14 protein-coding genes and 1 tRNA gene are annotated in these 15454 nt (G+C 71.8%); 9 read left to right on the plus strand and 6 right to left on the minus strand.

Going from position 1 to position 15454, the window contains the following annotated elements; all coding sequences use genetic code 11:
- Window positions 1-14: 14 nt before the first annotated feature.
- Complete coding sequence (locus CFRA_RS08375) at window positions 15-1178, minus strand: Nif3-like dinuclear metal center hexameric protein (RefSeq protein ID WP_075664277.1); 1164 nt, start codon at window positions 1176-1178, stop codon at window positions 15-17.
- A 147-nt stretch (window positions 1179-1325) separates the two neighbouring features.
- Here CFRA_RS08375 and CFRA_RS08380 point away from each other — a divergent pair, with 147 nt between their 5' ends.
- Genes CFRA_RS08380 through CFRA_RS08390 form a run of 3 tightly spaced genes read left to right on the plus strand, consistent with a single transcriptional unit; the run spans window position 1326 to window position 3556 of the window.
- Complete coding sequence (locus tag CFRA_RS08380) at window positions 1326-1973, plus strand: HAD hydrolase-like protein (RefSeq protein ID WP_156887993.1); 648 nt, start codon at window positions 1326-1328, stop codon at window positions 1971-1973.
- A complete protein-coding gene (locus CFRA_RS08385; RefSeq protein WP_075664279.1) occupies window positions 1957-2448 on the plus strand; it encodes a low molecular weight protein-tyrosine-phosphatase in 492 nt (163 codons plus the stop codon). Before CFRA_RS08380 ends, CFRA_RS08385 begins: the two co-directional genes overlap by 17 nt.
- A 49-nt stretch (window positions 2449-2497) precedes the next feature.
- Window positions 2498-3556, plus strand: coding sequence for an SURF1 family cytochrome oxidase biogenesis protein (locus CFRA_RS08390; protein WP_083666914.1), 1059 nt, complete (start codon window positions 2498-2500; stop codon window positions 3554-3556).
- A 9-nt stretch (window positions 3557-3565) separates the two neighbouring features.
- Here CFRA_RS08390 and CFRA_RS08395 read toward each other — a convergent pair.
- Together CFRA_RS08395 and CFRA_RS11895 are read right to left on the minus strand one after the other, a co-directional pair.
- A tRNA-Val gene (locus CFRA_RS08395) sits at window positions 3566-3641 on the minus strand.
- A gap of 40 nt (window positions 3642-3681) precedes the next feature.
- Window positions 3682-4083 (minus strand): DUF3052 domain-containing protein, encoded by a 402-nt coding sequence (locus tag CFRA_RS11895; RefSeq protein ID WP_245797533.1) that lies wholly within the window; start codon window positions 4081-4083, stop codon window positions 3682-3684.
- 232 nt (window positions 4084-4315) lie between these two features.
- On the opposite strand from CFRA_RS11895, the gene aceE reads away from it, so the two are divergent.
- Together aceE and CFRA_RS08410 are read left to right on the plus strand one after the other, a co-directional pair.
- A complete protein-coding gene (gene aceE, locus CFRA_RS08405) occupies window positions 4316-7072 on the plus strand; it encodes a pyruvate dehydrogenase (acetyl-transferring), homodimeric type (protein ID WP_075664281.1) in 2757 nt (918 codons plus the stop codon).
- A 24-nt stretch (window positions 7073-7096) separates the two neighbouring features.
- Window positions 7097-7795, plus strand: coding sequence for a DUF1707 SHOCT-like domain-containing protein (locus CFRA_RS08410; protein WP_075664282.1), 699 nt, complete (start codon window positions 7097-7099; stop codon window positions 7793-7795).
- A 13-nt stretch (window positions 7796-7808) separates the two neighbouring features.
- Here the strand turns inward: CFRA_RS08410 and CFRA_RS08415 are convergent, their stop codons facing one another.
- Window positions 7809-8855: an alpha/beta fold hydrolase gene (locus CFRA_RS08415; RefSeq protein WP_156887994.1), complete on the minus strand. Its 1047-nt coding sequence runs from the start codon at window positions 8853-8855 to the stop codon at window positions 7809-7811.
- 259 nt (window positions 8856-9114) lie between these two features.
- Between CFRA_RS08415 and CFRA_RS11670 the strand changes: the two genes are divergently transcribed.
- The 4 genes from CFRA_RS11670 (at window position 9115) to CFRA_RS08435 (ending at window position 13872) form a co-directional block, all read left to right on the plus strand.
- A complete protein-coding gene (locus CFRA_RS11670) occupies window positions 9115-9519 on the plus strand; it encodes an acyl carrier protein (protein WP_075664283.1) in 405 nt (134 codons plus the stop codon).
- Window positions 9520-9796: 277 nt separating this feature from the next.
- Window positions 9797-11452 (plus strand): Re/Si-specific NAD(P)(+) transhydrogenase subunit alpha, encoded by a 1656-nt coding sequence (locus CFRA_RS08425; protein ID WP_075664284.1) that lies wholly within the window; start codon window positions 9797-9799, stop codon window positions 11450-11452.
- 1 nt (window position 11453) lies between these two features.
- A complete protein-coding gene (gene pntB / locus CFRA_RS08430; protein ID WP_075664285.1) occupies window positions 11454-12959 on the plus strand; it encodes a Re/Si-specific NAD(P)(+) transhydrogenase subunit beta in 1506 nt (501 codons plus the stop codon).
- Window positions 12960-13050: 91 nt separating this feature from the next.
- Window positions 13051-13872, plus strand: a complete 822-nt coding sequence (locus CFRA_RS08435; RefSeq protein ID WP_075664286.1) for an HAD-IIA family hydrolase — start codon at window positions 13051-13053, stop codon at window positions 13870-13872.
- A gap of 30 nt (window positions 13873-13902) precedes the next feature.
- Here CFRA_RS08435 and CFRA_RS08440 read toward each other — a convergent pair whose 3' ends face one another.
- Together CFRA_RS08440 and CFRA_RS08445 are read right to left on the minus strand one after the other, a co-directional pair.
- Window positions 13903-14250 carry a hypothetical protein gene (locus CFRA_RS08440; RefSeq protein WP_156887995.1) on the minus strand — a complete coding sequence of 116 codons (348 nt, stop codon included), beginning with the start codon at window positions 14248-14250 and terminating at the stop codon, window positions 13903-13905.
- A gap of 262 nt (window positions 14251-14512) precedes the next feature.
- On the minus strand, window positions 14513-15358 hold the full coding sequence (locus tag CFRA_RS08445) for a serine hydrolase domain-containing protein (RefSeq protein WP_075664965.1): 846 nt from the start codon (window positions 15356-15358) through the stop codon (window positions 14513-14515).
- Between the last annotated feature and the right edge of the window lie 96 nt (window positions 15359-15454).

A 15454-nucleotide genomic window follows, 5' to 3' on the forward strand; every position in this document is an offset into this window, starting at 1 on the left:
GCGCGGGCCCGGGCCTAGGCTTCCGGGTTTGCCGGGTGCGCCGACAGCGTCCAGGGGTCGGTGCGCAGGCCGATGATCTCGGTGGCCACCCCGGTGCGCCCGGCGATCAGCTCGGCGGCCTGGCCGGTCCAGGGGAACTCGCTGGCCCAGTGGGCGGTGTCCACCACGGCCGGGCCCCCGGCGCGCAGGTACTCGTCGACGGGGTGGTGGCGCAGGTCCGAGGTGACGTAGACGTCCACGTCGAGCCCGCGCACGGCGTCGAGGAAGCTGTCGCCGGCGCCCGAGGAGACGGCGACCCGACGCACGATCCGCTCGGGGTCGCCGGCGGCGCGCACGCCCCAGACGGTCTCGGGCAGGCGGTCGGCCACGCGCTGGACGAACTCCTTGAGCGGCATCGGCCGGTCGAGCTCGCCGACGCGGCCCAGGCCGGGCAGCTTCTCCGGGTCGCCGGTCGGGGCCATCTCCACGATGTCGAAGGCCGGCTCCTCGTAGGGGTGCGCGGCGCGCAGCGCGGTGATCAGCTGACGCCTGCGCGCCCGCGGCGCGGTGAAGACCACGCGGGTCTCCTCCGCGGAGTGGAGCTCGCCGACTTCGCCCTCGGTCGGGTCGGCGCCCTGCTCGGGGCGGAACTGCCCGGTGCCCTCGACGGCGAAGGCGCAGTGGGAGTAGTCGCCGACCTCGCCGGCACCGGCGGCGAAGAGCGCGTCGGTGACCTTCTTCAGGTCCGCCGGCGGCACGTGCACGCCCCAGTGGTCGAGCAGGGCCGCGCCGCCGGCGTCCTCGGCCGCGACGATCGGCGCGCCGGGGTGGACCCCGAGCAGCTCGGCGAGGCGGTCGTTGACGCCGGGGCGGGCGGAGTCGGCGTTGGTGTGGGCGGCGAAGAGCGCGACCCCGCCGCGGATGAGGGTGTGCAGCACCTTGCCCTTGGGGGTGTCGGCGGCGACGGTGCTCGTCCCGCGCAGCAGCAGCGGGTGGTGGACCACCAGCATGTCCGCGCCGATGGCCACCGCACGCTCGGCGACCTCCTGGGTGCACTCGAGGGCGAAGGCGACCTTGTCCACCTTCGCCCCGGGGTCGCCGCAGATCAGGCCGACCCGGTCCCAGCTCTCGGCGAGCCGGGGCGGGTAGGCCTCGTCGAGGACCGCGCGGATCGTCTCGACGGTTGCCGTGGTCGCCATGGTCTGCGTCCTCCCTGTCTGTGTCCTCGGCCGGCCCGTCCGTTCCGGGCGGCCCTCCGGATTCCGTGGCCAGTCTAGCGGTGCCCCGCGACCGCCCCGAACGACGCCGCCGTGGGGTTTCTGCCATGCTGGAGACCCGTGAGACGCGTGAGCCATCTGCTGCTGGACCTCGACGGCACCCTGGTCGACACCTTCCCCGGGGTGCGCGCCGGTCTCCTGCACGCCCTGGACACCCTGGGCCACCCGCACCCGGACGAGGCCTTCCTCGCCGGCATCGCCGGTCCCCCGATGGAGGAGACGCTGGCCGCCGCCGGGGTGCCCGCAGAGCAGGTGCCCGCGGGCCTGAAGGCCTACCTCGACTACGCCGCCGGCGGCGGGTGGCTTGAGGCCAGCCCTTTCCCCGGCGTCGCGGAGCTGCTGGCCGGCTGGCACGAGGAGGGCCTGGTGCTGGCCACCGCGACCTCCAAGGGCGAGCATTTCGCCCGCATCACCCTGGAGCACTTCGGCCTGCTCGACCACATCGACTTCCTCGGCGCCGCCCAGGAGGACGGGCCGCGGCGCACCAAGACCGCCGTGCTCGAGCACACCCTGGCCAACCTCGGGCTCGAGGGCCCGAACCCGCCGGCGCTGATGATCGGCGACCGCATCCACGACTTCGACGGCGCGCGCGCCTTCGGCATCGACTCGGTGGCCGTGGCCTGGGGCTACGGCACCGACGCCGAGCGCGCCCACGCCAACGCCGTCGCCGCCGACCCCGCTGACCTGGAGAGGATCGTCCATGACCACACCCGATGAGAAGCCCCTGCACATCTCCTTCGTGTGCACCGGCAACATCTGCCGCTCCCCCATGGCGGAGATCATCACCCGCGACGCCCTCGCCGAGGCCGGGCTCGCGGACCGCGTGCGCGTCGACTCCTGCGGCATCGGCGGCTGGCACATCGGCCAGCACGCCGACGACCGCGCCCGCGCCGAGCTGGCCGCCCACGGACACGACTCGGAGGACTTCCGGGCCCACCAGTTCGGCCCGGCGGACGCGGAGGCCGACCTCATCGTCGCCCTGGCCGCCAACCACCGAGCCGAGCTCAAGGCCCGCGGCGCGGAACCGTCGAAGATCCGCCTGCTGCGTTCCTTCGACCCCGCCGCGGACGAGAACGCGTCCGTCGACGACCCCTACTACGGCGGGCCCGAGGGCTTCACCGTCACCTACGACGAGATCACCGCGGCCGTGCCCGGCATCCTCGACTGGGCCCGCGCCCGCCTCGACGACTGAGCCGCCTCGGAATCGGGGCGGGCGCGTACCCCGGGTAGGCTCGGGGACCGTGAGCAGCACGACGAGTGACCGAAAGACGCCGCGGGGACGCCGCCGCGGCTCCGCCCTCTCGGCCTTCCTCAAGCCCGGGTGGTTCCTCGCCGCCGTGCTCATCATCGCCTTCTCCTACTTCGCCTTCACCTTCCTGGCGCCCTGGCAGCTGGGCAAGAACGAGGCGATCGGCGAGCGCAACGAGCGCATCGAGACCGCCTTCCACACCGACCCGGTGCCCTACGACGAGATTTTCGACGCCGACGGCGCCGTCGCCGAGGACGACGAATGGCGCCGTGTGACGGTGACCGGGCACTACGTGCCCGACGCCGAGACCGTGCTGCGCATGCGCCCGGTGGAGGGCACCCCCTCCGTCCAGGTGCTCACCCCGCTGCAGATGGACGACGGCCGCCTCGTGCTGGTCAACCGCGGCTGGCAGCAGGCCCGCGGCGCCGAGGTCCCCGACTTCTCCGCCGCCCCCGACGGCGAGGTGACCGTCACCGCCGTGGCCCGGCGCAACGAGGCCACCCCGGACCGCGCGCCGATGGAGGGGGAGGGCCACCTGCAGGTCTACGGCATCGACACCGGCCAGATCTCGCAGGCCACCGACGTGGAACTGGGCCGGGACTTCGTGCAACTGTCCGACGAGGACCAGCCCGGCGTGCTCAATCCGATGCCGATCCCGAAGCTGGACCGCGGCTCGCACCTGTCCTACGGACTGCAGTGGATCGCCTTCGGCATCATGGCCCCGGCCGGCCTGGGCTACTTCATCTGGGCCGAGCTCAAGGAACGCCGCCGCGTCGACGACGAGGAGTCCGAGATGGCCGGCGCCGCAGGCGCAGGCCCGGACGCCGACGGTGCGGACGGCGGCGACGGCGAGGGGCGCGACGTCGGCAAGCGGACGCGGCGCGGGGCACGCGCGCGCTTCAACGACATGCTCTGGGACGACGACGATCTCTCGGAGCCGCCGGCCGACACGAAGACGCACGAGCACTCGCGCAGCGTGGCGGACCGCTACGGCGGGGCGCGCCACGACGACTACGCGAAGTTCGCCCGCCGCGACGAGGAACGGTTCTAGGCGTTCAACTGGTGCGCCCCGACGGACTCGAACCGCCGACCGCTCGGGTGTAAACCGAGTGCTCTCCCAACTGAGCTAGGGGCGCCTGAAAGGACCCGTCGAGATTAACACGGGCCCCTCCCGCCCTACTTGCGGGTCGAGCCGCGCTGGACGAGGCAGGAGCCCTGCCAGTCGCCGAGGCGCTCCGAGGCGGTCTGGACCAGGCCGGCCAGCTGCGCGGACTCGGCGATCACGCCGGTCTCGATCGCGCCGGGACGCCCGGTCGCCGGGGTCATCAGCCAGACGCGGCCGGACTCGTCGAGCGGACGCACGGCGTCGACCAGGCCGTCGACCAGGTCGCCGTCCTCGTCCCGGAACCACATCAACACCACGTCGCAGATCTCGTCGGTGTCGTCCTCGAGCAGGTTCTCCCCCAGAACACTCTCGATTGACTCTGAGATGGAGCTGTCGGCGTCCTCGTCCCAGCCCACCTCCTGCACGACCTGCCCGCGGGTGATGTCGAGCTGGCGGGCGTACTCGTCGGCCACCGTTGAAGATCCTTCCTTTGTGGTTGAGCCCACACCGCGGACGTGCCGGGGCGCGGGCGGAATGTCTTTTCTCGCAGGATACAGGCTGAACCCCCGATCGGCAGAGTCCGCAACACCACACGCCCGGTGCGCCCCACCCGCATCACCCCCGGAGCTCGCTCCCGCGCCCGCGCGCGAGGAATCGCTAGGCTCGGGGCGAATAGGTTGTACCAAACCCGAAAGAGGAAAACCCATGGCCGACAGCCCCCTCGGCGGCTCACGCGCCGACGACACCAACTTCGCCATCATCCGCGACGGCGTCGCCTCCTACCTCAGCGACTCCGACCCGGAGGAGACCCGCGAGTGGATGGACTCGCTCGACGGTCTGCTCGAGCACGCCACCCCCGAACGTGCGCGCTTCCTCATGCTGCGCCTGCTCGAGCGTGCCTCGGCCAAGCGCGTGCCGCTGCCGCCGATGCTGTCGACCGACTTCGTCAACACCATCCCCACCACCTCCGAGCCCGAGTTCCCCGGCGACGAGGAGGTGGAGAAGCGCTACCGCCGCTGGATCCGCTGGAACGCCGCGATCATGGTGCACCGCGCCCAGCGCCCCGAGATCGGGGTCGGCGGCCACATCTCCACCTACGCCGGCGCCGCCCCCCTCTACGAGGTCGGCTTCAACCACTTCTTCCGCGGCAAGGACCACCCCGGCGGCGGCGACCAGGTCTTCTTCCAGGGCCACGCCTCCCCGGGCATGTACGCCCGCGCCTTCCTCGAGGGCCGCCTGACCGAGGACGACCTCGACGGCTTCCGCCAGGAGGTCTCCCGGCCCCAGGGCGGACTGCCCAGCTACCCGCACCCGCACGGCATGCCGGGCTTCTGGGAATTCCCCACCGTGTCCATGGGCCTGGGCCCGCTGGACGCCATCTACCAGGCGCGCTTCAACCGCTACCTGCACAACCGCGGGCTGAGGGACACCTCGCAGCAGCACGTGTGGGCCTTCCTCGGCGACGGCGAGATGGACGAGCCCGAGTCCCGCGGCGCCATCCACCAGGCCGCGCTGAACAACCTGGACAACCTGACCTTCGTGGTCAATTGCAACCTGCAGCGCCTCGACGGCCCGGTGCGCGGCAACACGCAGATCATCCAGGAGCTGGAGAGCTTCTTCCGCGGCGCCGGCTGGTCCGTGATCAAGGTGATCTGGGGCCGCGAGTGGGACGAGCTGCTGGACAAGGACAAGGAAGGCGCCCTGGTGGAGATCATGAACTCCACCCCGGACGGCGACTACCAGACCTTCAAGGCCAACGACGGCGCCTACGTGCGCGAGCACTTCTTCGGCCGCGACCCGCGCACCCTCAAGCTGGTCGAGGACATGACCGACGAGGAGATCTGGGCGCTGCGCCGCGGCGGCCACGACTACCGCAAGATCTACGCCGCCTACAAGCGCGCGATGGAGACCAAGGACCGCCCGACGGTCATCCTCGCCCACACCATCAAGGGCTACGGGCTGGGCCACAACTTCGAGGGCCGCAACGCGACCCACCAGATGAAGAAGCTGACCCTCGACGACCTCAAGCTCTTCCGAGACAAGCAGGACATCCCGATCTCCGACTCGGACCTGGAGAAGGACCCGACCCTGCCGCCGTACTTCCACCCCGGCGAGGACGACGAGGTCATCCGCTACATGAAGGAGCGCCGCAAGGAGCTCGGCGGCTACCTGCCCGAGCGCCGCACCGAGTACGAGCCGCTCGAGGTCCCGCCGTTGGACAAGCTCAAGAGCGCGCGCAAGGGCTCCGGCAAGCAGGAGGTGGCCACCACCATGGCCACCGTGCGCACCTTCAAGGACCTGATGCGCGACAAGACGCTCAAGGAGCGCCTGGTGCCGATCATCCCGGACGAGGCGCGCACCTTCGGCATGGACTCCTGGTTCCCGACGCTGAAGATCTACAACCCGCACGGCCAGAACTACGTGCCGGTCGACCACGACCTGATGCTGTCCTACCGCGAGGCCACCGACGGCCAGATCCTGCACGAGGGCATCAGCGAGGCCGGCTCCGTGGCCAGCTTCATCGCCGCGGGCACCAGCTACGCCACCGAGGGCCTGGCGATGATCCCGATCTACATCTTCTACTCGATGTTCGGGTTCCAGCGCACCGGTGACTCGATCTGGGCGGCGGGCGACCAGATGGCGCGCGGCTTCCTGCTGGGCGCCACGGCCGGGCGCACCACGCTGACCGGCGAGGGCCTGCAGCACATGGACGGCCACTCGCAGGTCCTGGCCTCGACCAACCCGGCCGTGGTCTCCTACGACCCGGCCTTCGCCTTCGAGATCGCCCACCTGGTCCACCGCGGCATCGACCGCATGTACGGCCCGGACGGCGGCGAGAACGTCATCTACTACCTGACGATCTACAACGAGCCGACCCACCAGCCGGCCGAGCCGGAGGACCTCGACGTCGAGGGCCTGCACCGCGGCATCTACCGCTACTCGGACGGCTCCGGGATCGAGGGCGCGGACGGCGCCGAGCACGAGGCCTCCATCCTGGCCTCCGGCATCGGCATGCAGGCCGCCCTGGAGGCGCAGAAGATCCTGGCCGCCGAGTACTCGGTGCGCGCCAACATCTTCTCGGTGACCTCCTGGGTCGAGCTGGCCCGCGAGGGCGCGCGCATCAACAAGCACGCCCTGCAGCACCCGGCGGAGAAGGCCCCGGAGCCCTTCGCCACCAGCCAGCTGAAGAAGGCGGCCGGCCCGTACGTGGCGGTCTCCGACTTCGCCACGGACCTGCAGGAGCAGATCCGCGCCTTCGTGCCGGGCGACTACACGGTGCTGGGCACCGACGGCTTCGGCTTCTCCGACACCCGCCCGGCCGCGCGCCGCTTCTTCAACACGGACGCGCCCAGCGTGGTCGTCGCCGTGCTCGCCGGCCTGGCCCGCGAGGGCGAGATCGACGTGCGCGTGGCCGCCGACGCCGCCGAGAAGTTCCACCTGGACGACCCGACCCGGGCCTAGGGACTTCGCCCTAAGCTGTATCCCATGGAGTTCGACCCACAGCGCCCCTCCGACCGGGAGCGCGAACGGATGCAGCAGGCGCTGACCCGCGCCGTGGGCGCGGGTCGGCTGGACATCGCCGAGTTCGACCGCGTGGTCACCCGGATCTGGGAGACCGACGACGCCGCCGAGCTCGGCGCCATCTGGGCCCGCTACATCGCCCCGCCCCCGCCGCCGCGCCGCCCGGTCCCGCCCGCGGCGCTGTACCCGCCGGCCCCCGGCGGCGGCTTTCCGGGCCCGGGCGTGCCCTCGCGCGCGGCCTACATCGACGCCTGCCTGGGCATCCCCACCCGTGCCGCGGCGCCGGCGCTCGACCCCGCGCGTCCTGCGGCGCGATTTCCGACGCCCGCGCCTCCGCCCCGGTCCGTGCGACGTGCGGGTGCGTGGACGGTGCCGGTGCACTCGCGCTGGCAGGTGCGCGCCTCGCACCTGCTGCTCGACATGTCCGAGGCGTACTTCGAGGCGCCCTCGGCGGTCGTCGAGCTCGACGTCGTCGGCTCGCGCGTCGAGATCGTGGTGCCCCGCGGGGCGCGCGCGGTGCTGCGCGCCCGCGAGCTGGGCGGGGCGTCCTCGACGATGGACGTCGCCGCCCCGGAGCCGGGCCGCCCGCTGGTGACCGTGGTCGGCACCCTGGCCACCAGTTCGCTGCAGCTGGTCTCCGCCGGCCGCGGCGGGCACGGATAGGGCGCGGGCCGGTCTACTTCGCCGGGGCCCGCCGCTCCGGCAGGGCCCCGACGAGCACGTCGAGGGCCTTGTTCACCACGGCCGGCGCCTCGAGGACGACCATGTGGCCGGAGCCGAAGGCGTCGATGCGCTTCGCCTCGGGCCAGACCTCCTGGATGCGGTCCGCCTGCTCGCCCGGGGTGACCACGTCCCCGGTGCCGGTGATCACGAAGCCGGGCACCCCGGCCAGCGCCGGGCCGGCCTCGAGCTCGTCGTGGCTCTGCAGGGAGTCGAAGAAGCCGACGAAGGTCTCCAGCGGGGTCTCGTGGATCATCGCGGCGTGGAACTCGATGAGCTCGTAGTCCGTCGGCCGGCGGAAGACGCCGACGGCCAGGCCGGGCGCGATCATCTTGGTGACCTCCTCGCGCAGCCACTCGGCCTCCTCGGGGCTCGCCTCGGCGGCGTTGTAGACGGCGTCGGCGGCCGGGGAGGCCAGCAGCTGCGGCACGCCCTGGTCCGAGAGCGCCTCGATGGAGGTGGCCACGACCACCACGCCGGCGACGCGGCGGCGGACCTCCGCGGGCGCGCGCCGCAGCAGGTTGAACACGGCCAGCCCACCGAGGGAGTGGCCGACCAGGATCAGCGGGGCGCCGGTGTGGTCGGCGTCGGCGAGCGCCGCCAGGGCGTCGTCGGCGAGCCCGTCGACGGTGCACAGGTCGGGGTCGGTCTTGCCGGTCCGTCCGTGACCGCGCAGGTCCGGGCACACGCAGCGCACGTCGGGGTGGCTCTCGCGCAGGTGCTCGGCCTGCAGGTAGAAGGAGTCGCCCGCCAGCGTGAAGCCGTGCAGGAAGAGCACGGTCGCGCGCGCGGGCTCGTCGGCGGCGGGCCCGGTGGTCTCCCAGCGCACCATGATCCCGTCGGAGGAGGCGGCGAAGCCGGAGTCGGTGACGTCGGTCAGCCCCGGGCGGCGGTCGTGGGAGTGCAGCGCACCGTGCTCGAGGGCGATGCGGCGCCGCCCGCCGGGGGTCAGGCGCAGCGCCCAGGAGCGGGTCAGCGCGATCGTCTTGTCTAGCAGTTGCATCACCGGAGATCTTACCTGCGCAGCCGCCGTCCCCCGCAGCCGACAAAATGTGGACCAAGTTTCCGTCCGGCCGGATCTGTCCTGGGCAAACGCGGGGGCGCGGCGAACTTGGTCCACATTTTGCCGACCGCACCCGGCCCAACCCGACCGAACCCGCCCGCCTGCGCCCCGTACAGTGGGGTTCGACGCGCGGAAGACCCCGCGCCCGGGTGGACCCCGCCCGGGAGAACCCGCAGCAGACCGAGGAGGACGCACCGCGATGGGAGATCTGGCGGCGCAGCTGGCCGCGAAGTTCAACACGGAGGTGCCCCTCGACGCCGACGACTCCGGCGAGGCCGCCGAGGGCGCGGCCGCCACCTCGACCGGCGACGGGAAGAAGTCCGCGAAGGCGCAGGCCAAGGCCGACCCGCGCGCGGGCGCGGATCCCCTGCTCGCCGAGTTCGCCGCGCTGGTCGAGGACGTCGCCGGCGTCGAGGCCGGCGAGGTCACCCGGGAGTCCCGCCTGCGCGAGGACCTGGGCGTGGACTCGCTGAGCCTGATCGAGCTGACCGTGCGCGCGGAGGAGACCTTCGGGGTGCGCCTGGCGGACAAGACGGTCGCGGGCTTCGGCAACGTCGGCGAGGGCCTGGACCACCTGGCCGAGCACCGCTCCCCCGCCGAGTAGCCCGCGGACCACCGGACCACCCGAAAACCCCGACCCCCGTGGTACTACCCACCGGCCACACGGCGTCGGGCACCACGCACCCCCTCCACCGTGCCCGGCCCGCCCCCGAACCGGGCACGTGTCCCGCGGGCGGCCCCCGAGCCTGCGTGAGCGCGCTCACTTCCTCGTCCCCCTACTATTTTCGTTCACGACACCGGCATATACTCCCAGGTGAGACGCGGTCGTCTGACATCAAGCGCCGCGTCGGAGCGACAAGACGCGAACGCAAGGAGAACGCATGCGCATCGGAATCCCGCGGGAGCCCGATCCCGATCAGCCGCTGGTGTCCGCCACCCCGGACACCGTGCGAAAGCTGGTGAAGCTCGGATTCGAGGTCGACGTCGAACGCGGCGCCGGCGCCCGGGCCGCCTACACCGACGCCGCCTACGAGTCGGCGGGCGCCCGCCTCACCGGCGAGGACGTCTGGTCCGCCGACATCGTCACGTGCCTGGACACCCCGCCGGCCGAGTACCGCTCCCGGATGCGTCCGGGTGCCACGCTCATCGCCCGGATGGCCCCGCGCCGCAACGCCGAGCTCATCGACCAGCTGGCCGCGGCGGACCTGACCGCCCTGGCCATGGACGCCGTGCCGCGCATCTCGCGCGCGCAGTCGATGGACGTGCTCTCCTCCATGGCGAATATCGCGGGCTACCGCGCCGTGATCGAGGCCGCCGCGAACTTCGGCCGCCTGTTCACCGGCCAGGTCACCGCGGCCGGCAAGGTCGACCCGGCCACCGTCTACGTCATCGGCGCCGGCGTGGCGGGTCTGGCCGCCATCGGCACGGCGAACTCGATGGGCGCGGTGGTGAAAGCCACCGACCTGCGCCCCGAGGTCGCCGAGCAGGTCGAGTCGATGGGCGCCGAGTTCGTCGCCATCCCCGCGGCCGCCGAGAAGTCCGAGGACGGCTACGCCAAGGAGATGACCGCCGACCAGGCGGCCGCCGCGGCGAAGCTCTACGCGGAGCAGTCGGCCGCCGCCGACATCGTGATCACCACCGCGAACATCCCGGGCCGCACCTCCCCGGTGCTGCTCACGGCCGCCGACGTCGCGGCGATGAAGCCCGGGTCCGTGATCGTGGACATGGCCGCCGCCAACGGCGGCAACTGCGAGCTGACCGTGCCCGGCGAGGTGACCGTCACCGAGGGCGGCGTCACGATCATCGGCTACACGGATCTCGCCGGCCGCCTGCCCGGCCAGGCCTCGCAGCTCTACGGCCAGAACGTGGTCAACCTGTTCAAGCTGATCACCCCGCACAAGGACGGCCGGGCCATCCTGGACCTCGGCGACGAGATCGTCCGCCAGATCACCCTGACCGCCTCCACCCGCGGCCCCGAGGTCACCGCGGGTGAGGAAGAGCTTGACGACGCCGCGCAGGGCGCCGTCGCCGCGTACGCCGCGGCCAACGGCGACGGCGCCTCCGGCGCCGGCGCCCCGGTGGCAACCACGCTGTTCCCCGCACCCCCGGTGAAGGTCTCCGCCGCCCCGAGGCCCGCCCCGGCCGCCGACGCCGCAGGTGCCGGCGACGGTGCGGCCGACGAGGCGTCGGAAAGCAAGCCGCACCGCTGGTGGGCCTGGCTCGGCGGCCTGCTGGGCGTGGCACTGGTCCTGGCCAGCCCCGCGGAGGTCTCCGCGGACTACCTGGTGCTCATGCTGGCGGTCGTCGTCGGCTTCTACGTGATCACCGCCGTGACCCACTCCCTGCACACCCCGCTGATGAGCGAGACCAACGCCGTCTCCGGCATCATCCTCGTCGGCGCGGTGCTCCAGGTCGGCTCGGCCAACCTCGCGGTCTCGGTCCTCGCGTTCATCGCGATCGTGATCGCCAGCATCAACATCTTCGGCGGCTTCACGGTGACCCACCGCATGCTCGCCATGTTCCGGCAGGAGGCCTGAGATGACCCACGTCCTCTACGCACTCGGCGCCACGACGTCCGAGACCACCACCGCGCTGTCCGACTGGACCGGGCGGATCACCACCCTGGCCTACCTGGTCGCCGCCGTGCTGTTCATCCTGGCGCTGGCGGGCCTGTCCAGGAACGAGACCGCCCAGCGCGGCAACACCCTCGGCGCGACCGGCATGACCGTCGCGCTGGTGGCCACCGTGGCCAAGGCACTGGTGCAGTCGCACGAGAACCCGGGCGAGTACCGCTCGGCGATGACCACGCTGCTGCTCATCGCGGTGGCCATGCTCGTCGGCGCGCTGATCGGCGTGCCGATGGCCAAGAAGGTCGAGATGACCGGCATGCCGCAGCTGATCGCGCTGCTGCACTCCTTCGTCGGTCTCGCGGCGGTGCTCATCGGCTTCAACTCCTGGCTGCACCCGCAGGACGTCTCCGCGGAGATGGAGTCCTTCCACCTCGGCGAGGTCTACCTGGGCATCTTCATCGGCGCGGTGACCTTCACCGGCTCGATCATCGCCTACCTGAAGCTCTCCGGGAAGATCAAGGGCGCCCCGCTGACCCTGCCCGGGCGCAACCTGCTCAACCTGACGGTCATCGTCGTCAGCCTCGTCGGCATGGGCCTGTTCATCGCCGGTGACGGCGGGTCCACCCCCGCGGTGGTCAGCCTCGCGGTGATGACCGTGCTCGCGCTGCTGCTGGGCCTGCACCTGGTCGCGGCCATCGGCGGCGGCGACATGCCCGTGGTGGTCTCGATGCTCAACTCCTACTCGGGCTGGGCCGCCGCGGCCGCCGGCTTCATGCTGGCCAACCCGCTGCTGATCATCACCGGCGCGCTGGTCGGCTCCTCGGGCGCCTACCTGTCCTACATCATGTGCCAGGCGATGAACCGCTCGTTCGCGGCCGTGATCCTGGGCGGCTTCGGCACCGGCTCGGCCACGGCAGCCGAGCACGACTACGGCACGCACACGGAGACCACCGTGGCCGAGACCGCGCAGGCGCTGCTGGGCGCGAAGAAGGTCGTCATCACCCCCGGCTACGGCATGGCCGTCGCCCAGGCGCAGTACCCGGTCGCCCAGCTGACCGACACGCTGCGCAAGGCGGGCGTGGACGTCACCTTCGCCATCCACCCGGTCGCCGGCCGCCTGCCGGGCCACATGAACGTGCTGCTGGCCGAGGCCAAGGTGCCCTACCCGATCGTCCACGAGATGGACGAGGTCAACGACGACTTCGGCGACGTCGACGTGGTGCTGGTCATCGGCGCCAACGACACGGTCAACCCGGTCGCCTACGAGCCCGGCTCCCCCATCGAGGGCATGCCCGTGCTCAAGGTCTGGGACGCGGAGAAGGTCATCGTGTTCAAGCGCTCGATGGGCTCCGGCTACGCCGGCGTGCAGAACCCGCTGTTCTTCAACGAGAACACGGACATGCTGCTCGGCGACGCGAAGGCCTCCGTCGACGCGATCAACTCCGAGCTGGCCAAGCTGGCCCCCGCCAGGTAACGCAGGCCGCCACCTTCCCGGTCAGTGATTTCCGACGCCGCGCGTACCCCACGGGTGCGCGCGGCGTCGCCGTTCGGGGCACAATGGTCACATGACATCTCACATCTCGTATCTGAGCGACATGGACGGCGTGCTGATCAAGGAGGGGGAGATGATCCCCGGCGCCGACCGGTTCCTCAAGGCGCTGGTGGACAACGACGTCAACTTCATGGTGCTGACGAACAACTCCATCCAGACCCCGCGCGACCTCTCGGCGCGCCTGCTGGCCCAGGGCCTGGACGTGCCCCCGGAGCGCATCTGGACCTCGGCGACGGCGACCTCGGACTTCCTGCACCGCCAGTCCGAGCGCGGCACCGCCTACGTCGTCGGCGAGGCGGGCCTGACCACCGGCGTGCACGAGGCCGGCTGGATCCTCACCGACGTCGACCCCGAGTTCGTGGTGCTCGGCGAGACGCGCACCTACTCCTTCGAGGCGATCACCACCGCCATCAACCTGATCCGCGGCGGCGCCCGCTTCATCTGCACCAACCCGGACGTCACGGGCCCGGCCCCGCAGGGCGTGCTGCCGGCCACGGGCGCGGTCGCCTCGCTGATCACCGCGGCGACGGGCCGCGAGCCCTACTACATCGGCAAGCCGAACCCGATCATGATGCGCTCGGCGCTCAACACCATCGGCGCGCACTCGGAGCGCACCGTGATGATCGGCGACCGCATGGACACCGACGTCAAGTCCGGTCTGGAGGCCGGCATGCGCACGATCCTGGTGCGCTCGGGCATCTCCGACGACGCCGAGGTCGGCCGCTACCCCTACCGGCCGACCGCCATGATCGACTCGATCGCCGAGCTCGCCGAGCGCTGGGACGACCCGTTCGGCGACGGCTCCTTCCACGAGCCGTTCCCGACGGACGATTAAATTCAGCGGGCCGCCGGCCGCGGCGGCCCTTCAGCGTGCGCGGGTGAGTGTGGCGTCGAAGGACGCGGCCTCGGCCAGCCCACGCAGGGCACGGTCGAAGGCGCGTAGCTCGGCGGCCGGCGCGGTGAGCACCTGACGGCAGCCGGTGCGTCCGGCGCCCTCGCGGCGCCAGCGGGTGCACCAGTCGGCCTCGAGCGGGTCGGTGCCGGGTGCCACCCACGATCCCTGGGTGGGCAGGTGCTCGACCATGAGCGCCTCGACGTCGCGGCGCAGGCGCACGGGCATGCCCGCGATGCGCAGCACGGCGTGGACGAGCGGCACCGGGGCGTCGGCCGGGCGGTGCCGGCACGTCGACGGTGCGGTCATCATCATTGTCACGGGGATGTCCCCTCACATGTCCGGTGGAACGCCGCGTCTGCGGCGCAAGACGAGGTTCGTCTTCCCCAACGATCTCGCGTACCGGTCGTGTGCCCCGATTGTCCGGGGCATCCCCGTGGCGCGGCAACAGTCAAGTGACACTTGATCCCCCGTTTACTCAAGTGCCACTTGAGACTCGTGTGAACGCTGGTGCGCGCCTGTGCGGCGCGGCGTGTCACTCACACGCGGCGCCCGCGCCCCTCACACGCGCCGCCCCGGCCGCTCAACGCCCGCGCTGCAGCTCCTGCCAGATGTACTCATTGGTGCGCTCCCACAGTGGTTTGACCCAGTCCTGGAAGCGGCGGTCGGTCAGCGCGACCATGGCGGTGCCGGCGCCGGGCAGGTCAGCGAAGCGCCCGACGGCGGGCACGGCCCACAGGTAGGTGCCGGACATGCCGAAGTGCCCGACGGTCTCGCGCGGCATGTCCGGCCCGGTCCAATGGGGCGACTTGCGGTCGGCGATCTCGAAGCCGAGGCCCCACAGGCAGGGCTTGTGGAAGCCGTAGCCCGGCACCATGCCGTTGAGCTCGGGGAACTGCGGACTGAACGCCTCCTCGAGCGTCTCGGCGGCCAGCAGCCTCGGGTGGGCGAGTTCCTCGGCGAAGGCGGTCAGGTCCGCGACCGTCGAGACGGCGCCGTGGCCGGCCGAGCCGTGCAGCTCCGTGGCGGACATGCCCAGCGGCTCGAAGACACCCTCGGCGAGGTAGTCGGGGAACTCGATGCCGGTCTCCCGCCCCACCGCGTCGGCGAGGATCTCGAAGCCGGCCGAGGAGTAGAGGCGCCGCTCCCCCACCGCCCGCTCGGGCTCGGGGTCGCGGAATCCGACGCCGGAGGCGTGCGCGAGCAGGTGACGCACGGTCGAGCCCTCCGGCCCGCAGGGGGTGTCGAGCTCGAAGACGCCCTCCTCGACGGCCATGAGCACCCCGTAGGCGGACAGCAGCTTGGTCACGCTGGCCAGCTCGAAGACACGGGAGGTGTCACCCGTCTCAGCGAGCACCGTCTCACCGTCGGTGACGGCGGCGGCGAGGTTGTCGACGGGCCAGTTCTCCAACGGGTGCAGCAGGCTCATGGTCACCATCGTAGCGGCGCGTGTCCCCGCTCACGGGGCGGTGGGCCGCGTCGACAACTGTACCGAACGTTTGTTACAGTTACTCGCCGTCAACAC

This window comes from Corynebacterium frankenforstense DSM 45800, from assembly GCF_001941485.1.
Classification (GTDB): domain Bacteria; phylum Actinomycetota; class Actinomycetes; order Mycobacteriales; family Mycobacteriaceae; genus Corynebacterium; species Corynebacterium frankenforstense.

Excerpts from the sequence above, each read along its gene's own strand:
- CFRA_RS08375 (WP_075664277.1), bottom strand. The coding sequence starts at position 1,178 with ATGGCGACCACGGCAACCGTCGAGACGATCCGCGCGGTCCTCGACGAG.
- CFRA_RS08385 (WP_075664279.1), top strand. The coding sequence starts at position 1,957 with ATGACCACACCCGATGAGAAGCCCCTGCACATCTCCTTCGTGTGCACC.
- aceE (WP_075664281.1), top strand. The coding sequence starts at position 4,316 with ATGGCCGACAGCCCCCTCGGCGGCTCACGCGCCGACGACACCAACTTC.
- CFRA_RS08410 (WP_075664282.1), top strand. The coding sequence starts at position 7,097 with ATGGAGTTCGACCCACAGCGCCCCTCCGACCGGGAGCGCGAACGGATG.
- CFRA_RS08415 (WP_156887994.1), bottom strand. The coding sequence starts at position 8,855 with ATGCAACTGCTAGACAAGACGATCGCGCTGACCCGCTCCTGGGCGCTG.
- CFRA_RS11670 (WP_075664283.1), top strand. The coding sequence starts at position 9,115 with ATGGGAGATCTGGCGGCGCAGCTGGCCGCGAAGTTCAACACGGAGGTG.
- CFRA_RS08425 (WP_075664284.1), top strand. The coding sequence starts at position 9,797 with ATGCGCATCGGAATCCCGCGGGAGCCCGATCCCGATCAGCCGCTGGTG.
- pntB (WP_075664285.1), top strand. The coding sequence starts at position 11,454 with ATGACCCACGTCCTCTACGCACTCGGCGCCACGACGTCCGAGACCACC.
- CFRA_RS08435 (WP_075664286.1), top strand. The coding sequence starts at position 13,051 with ATGACATCTCACATCTCGTATCTGAGCGACATGGACGGCGTGCTGATC.
- CFRA_RS08445 (WP_075664965.1), bottom strand. The coding sequence starts at position 15,358 with ATGAGCCTGCTGCACCCGTTGGAGAACTGGCCCGTCGACAACCTCGCC.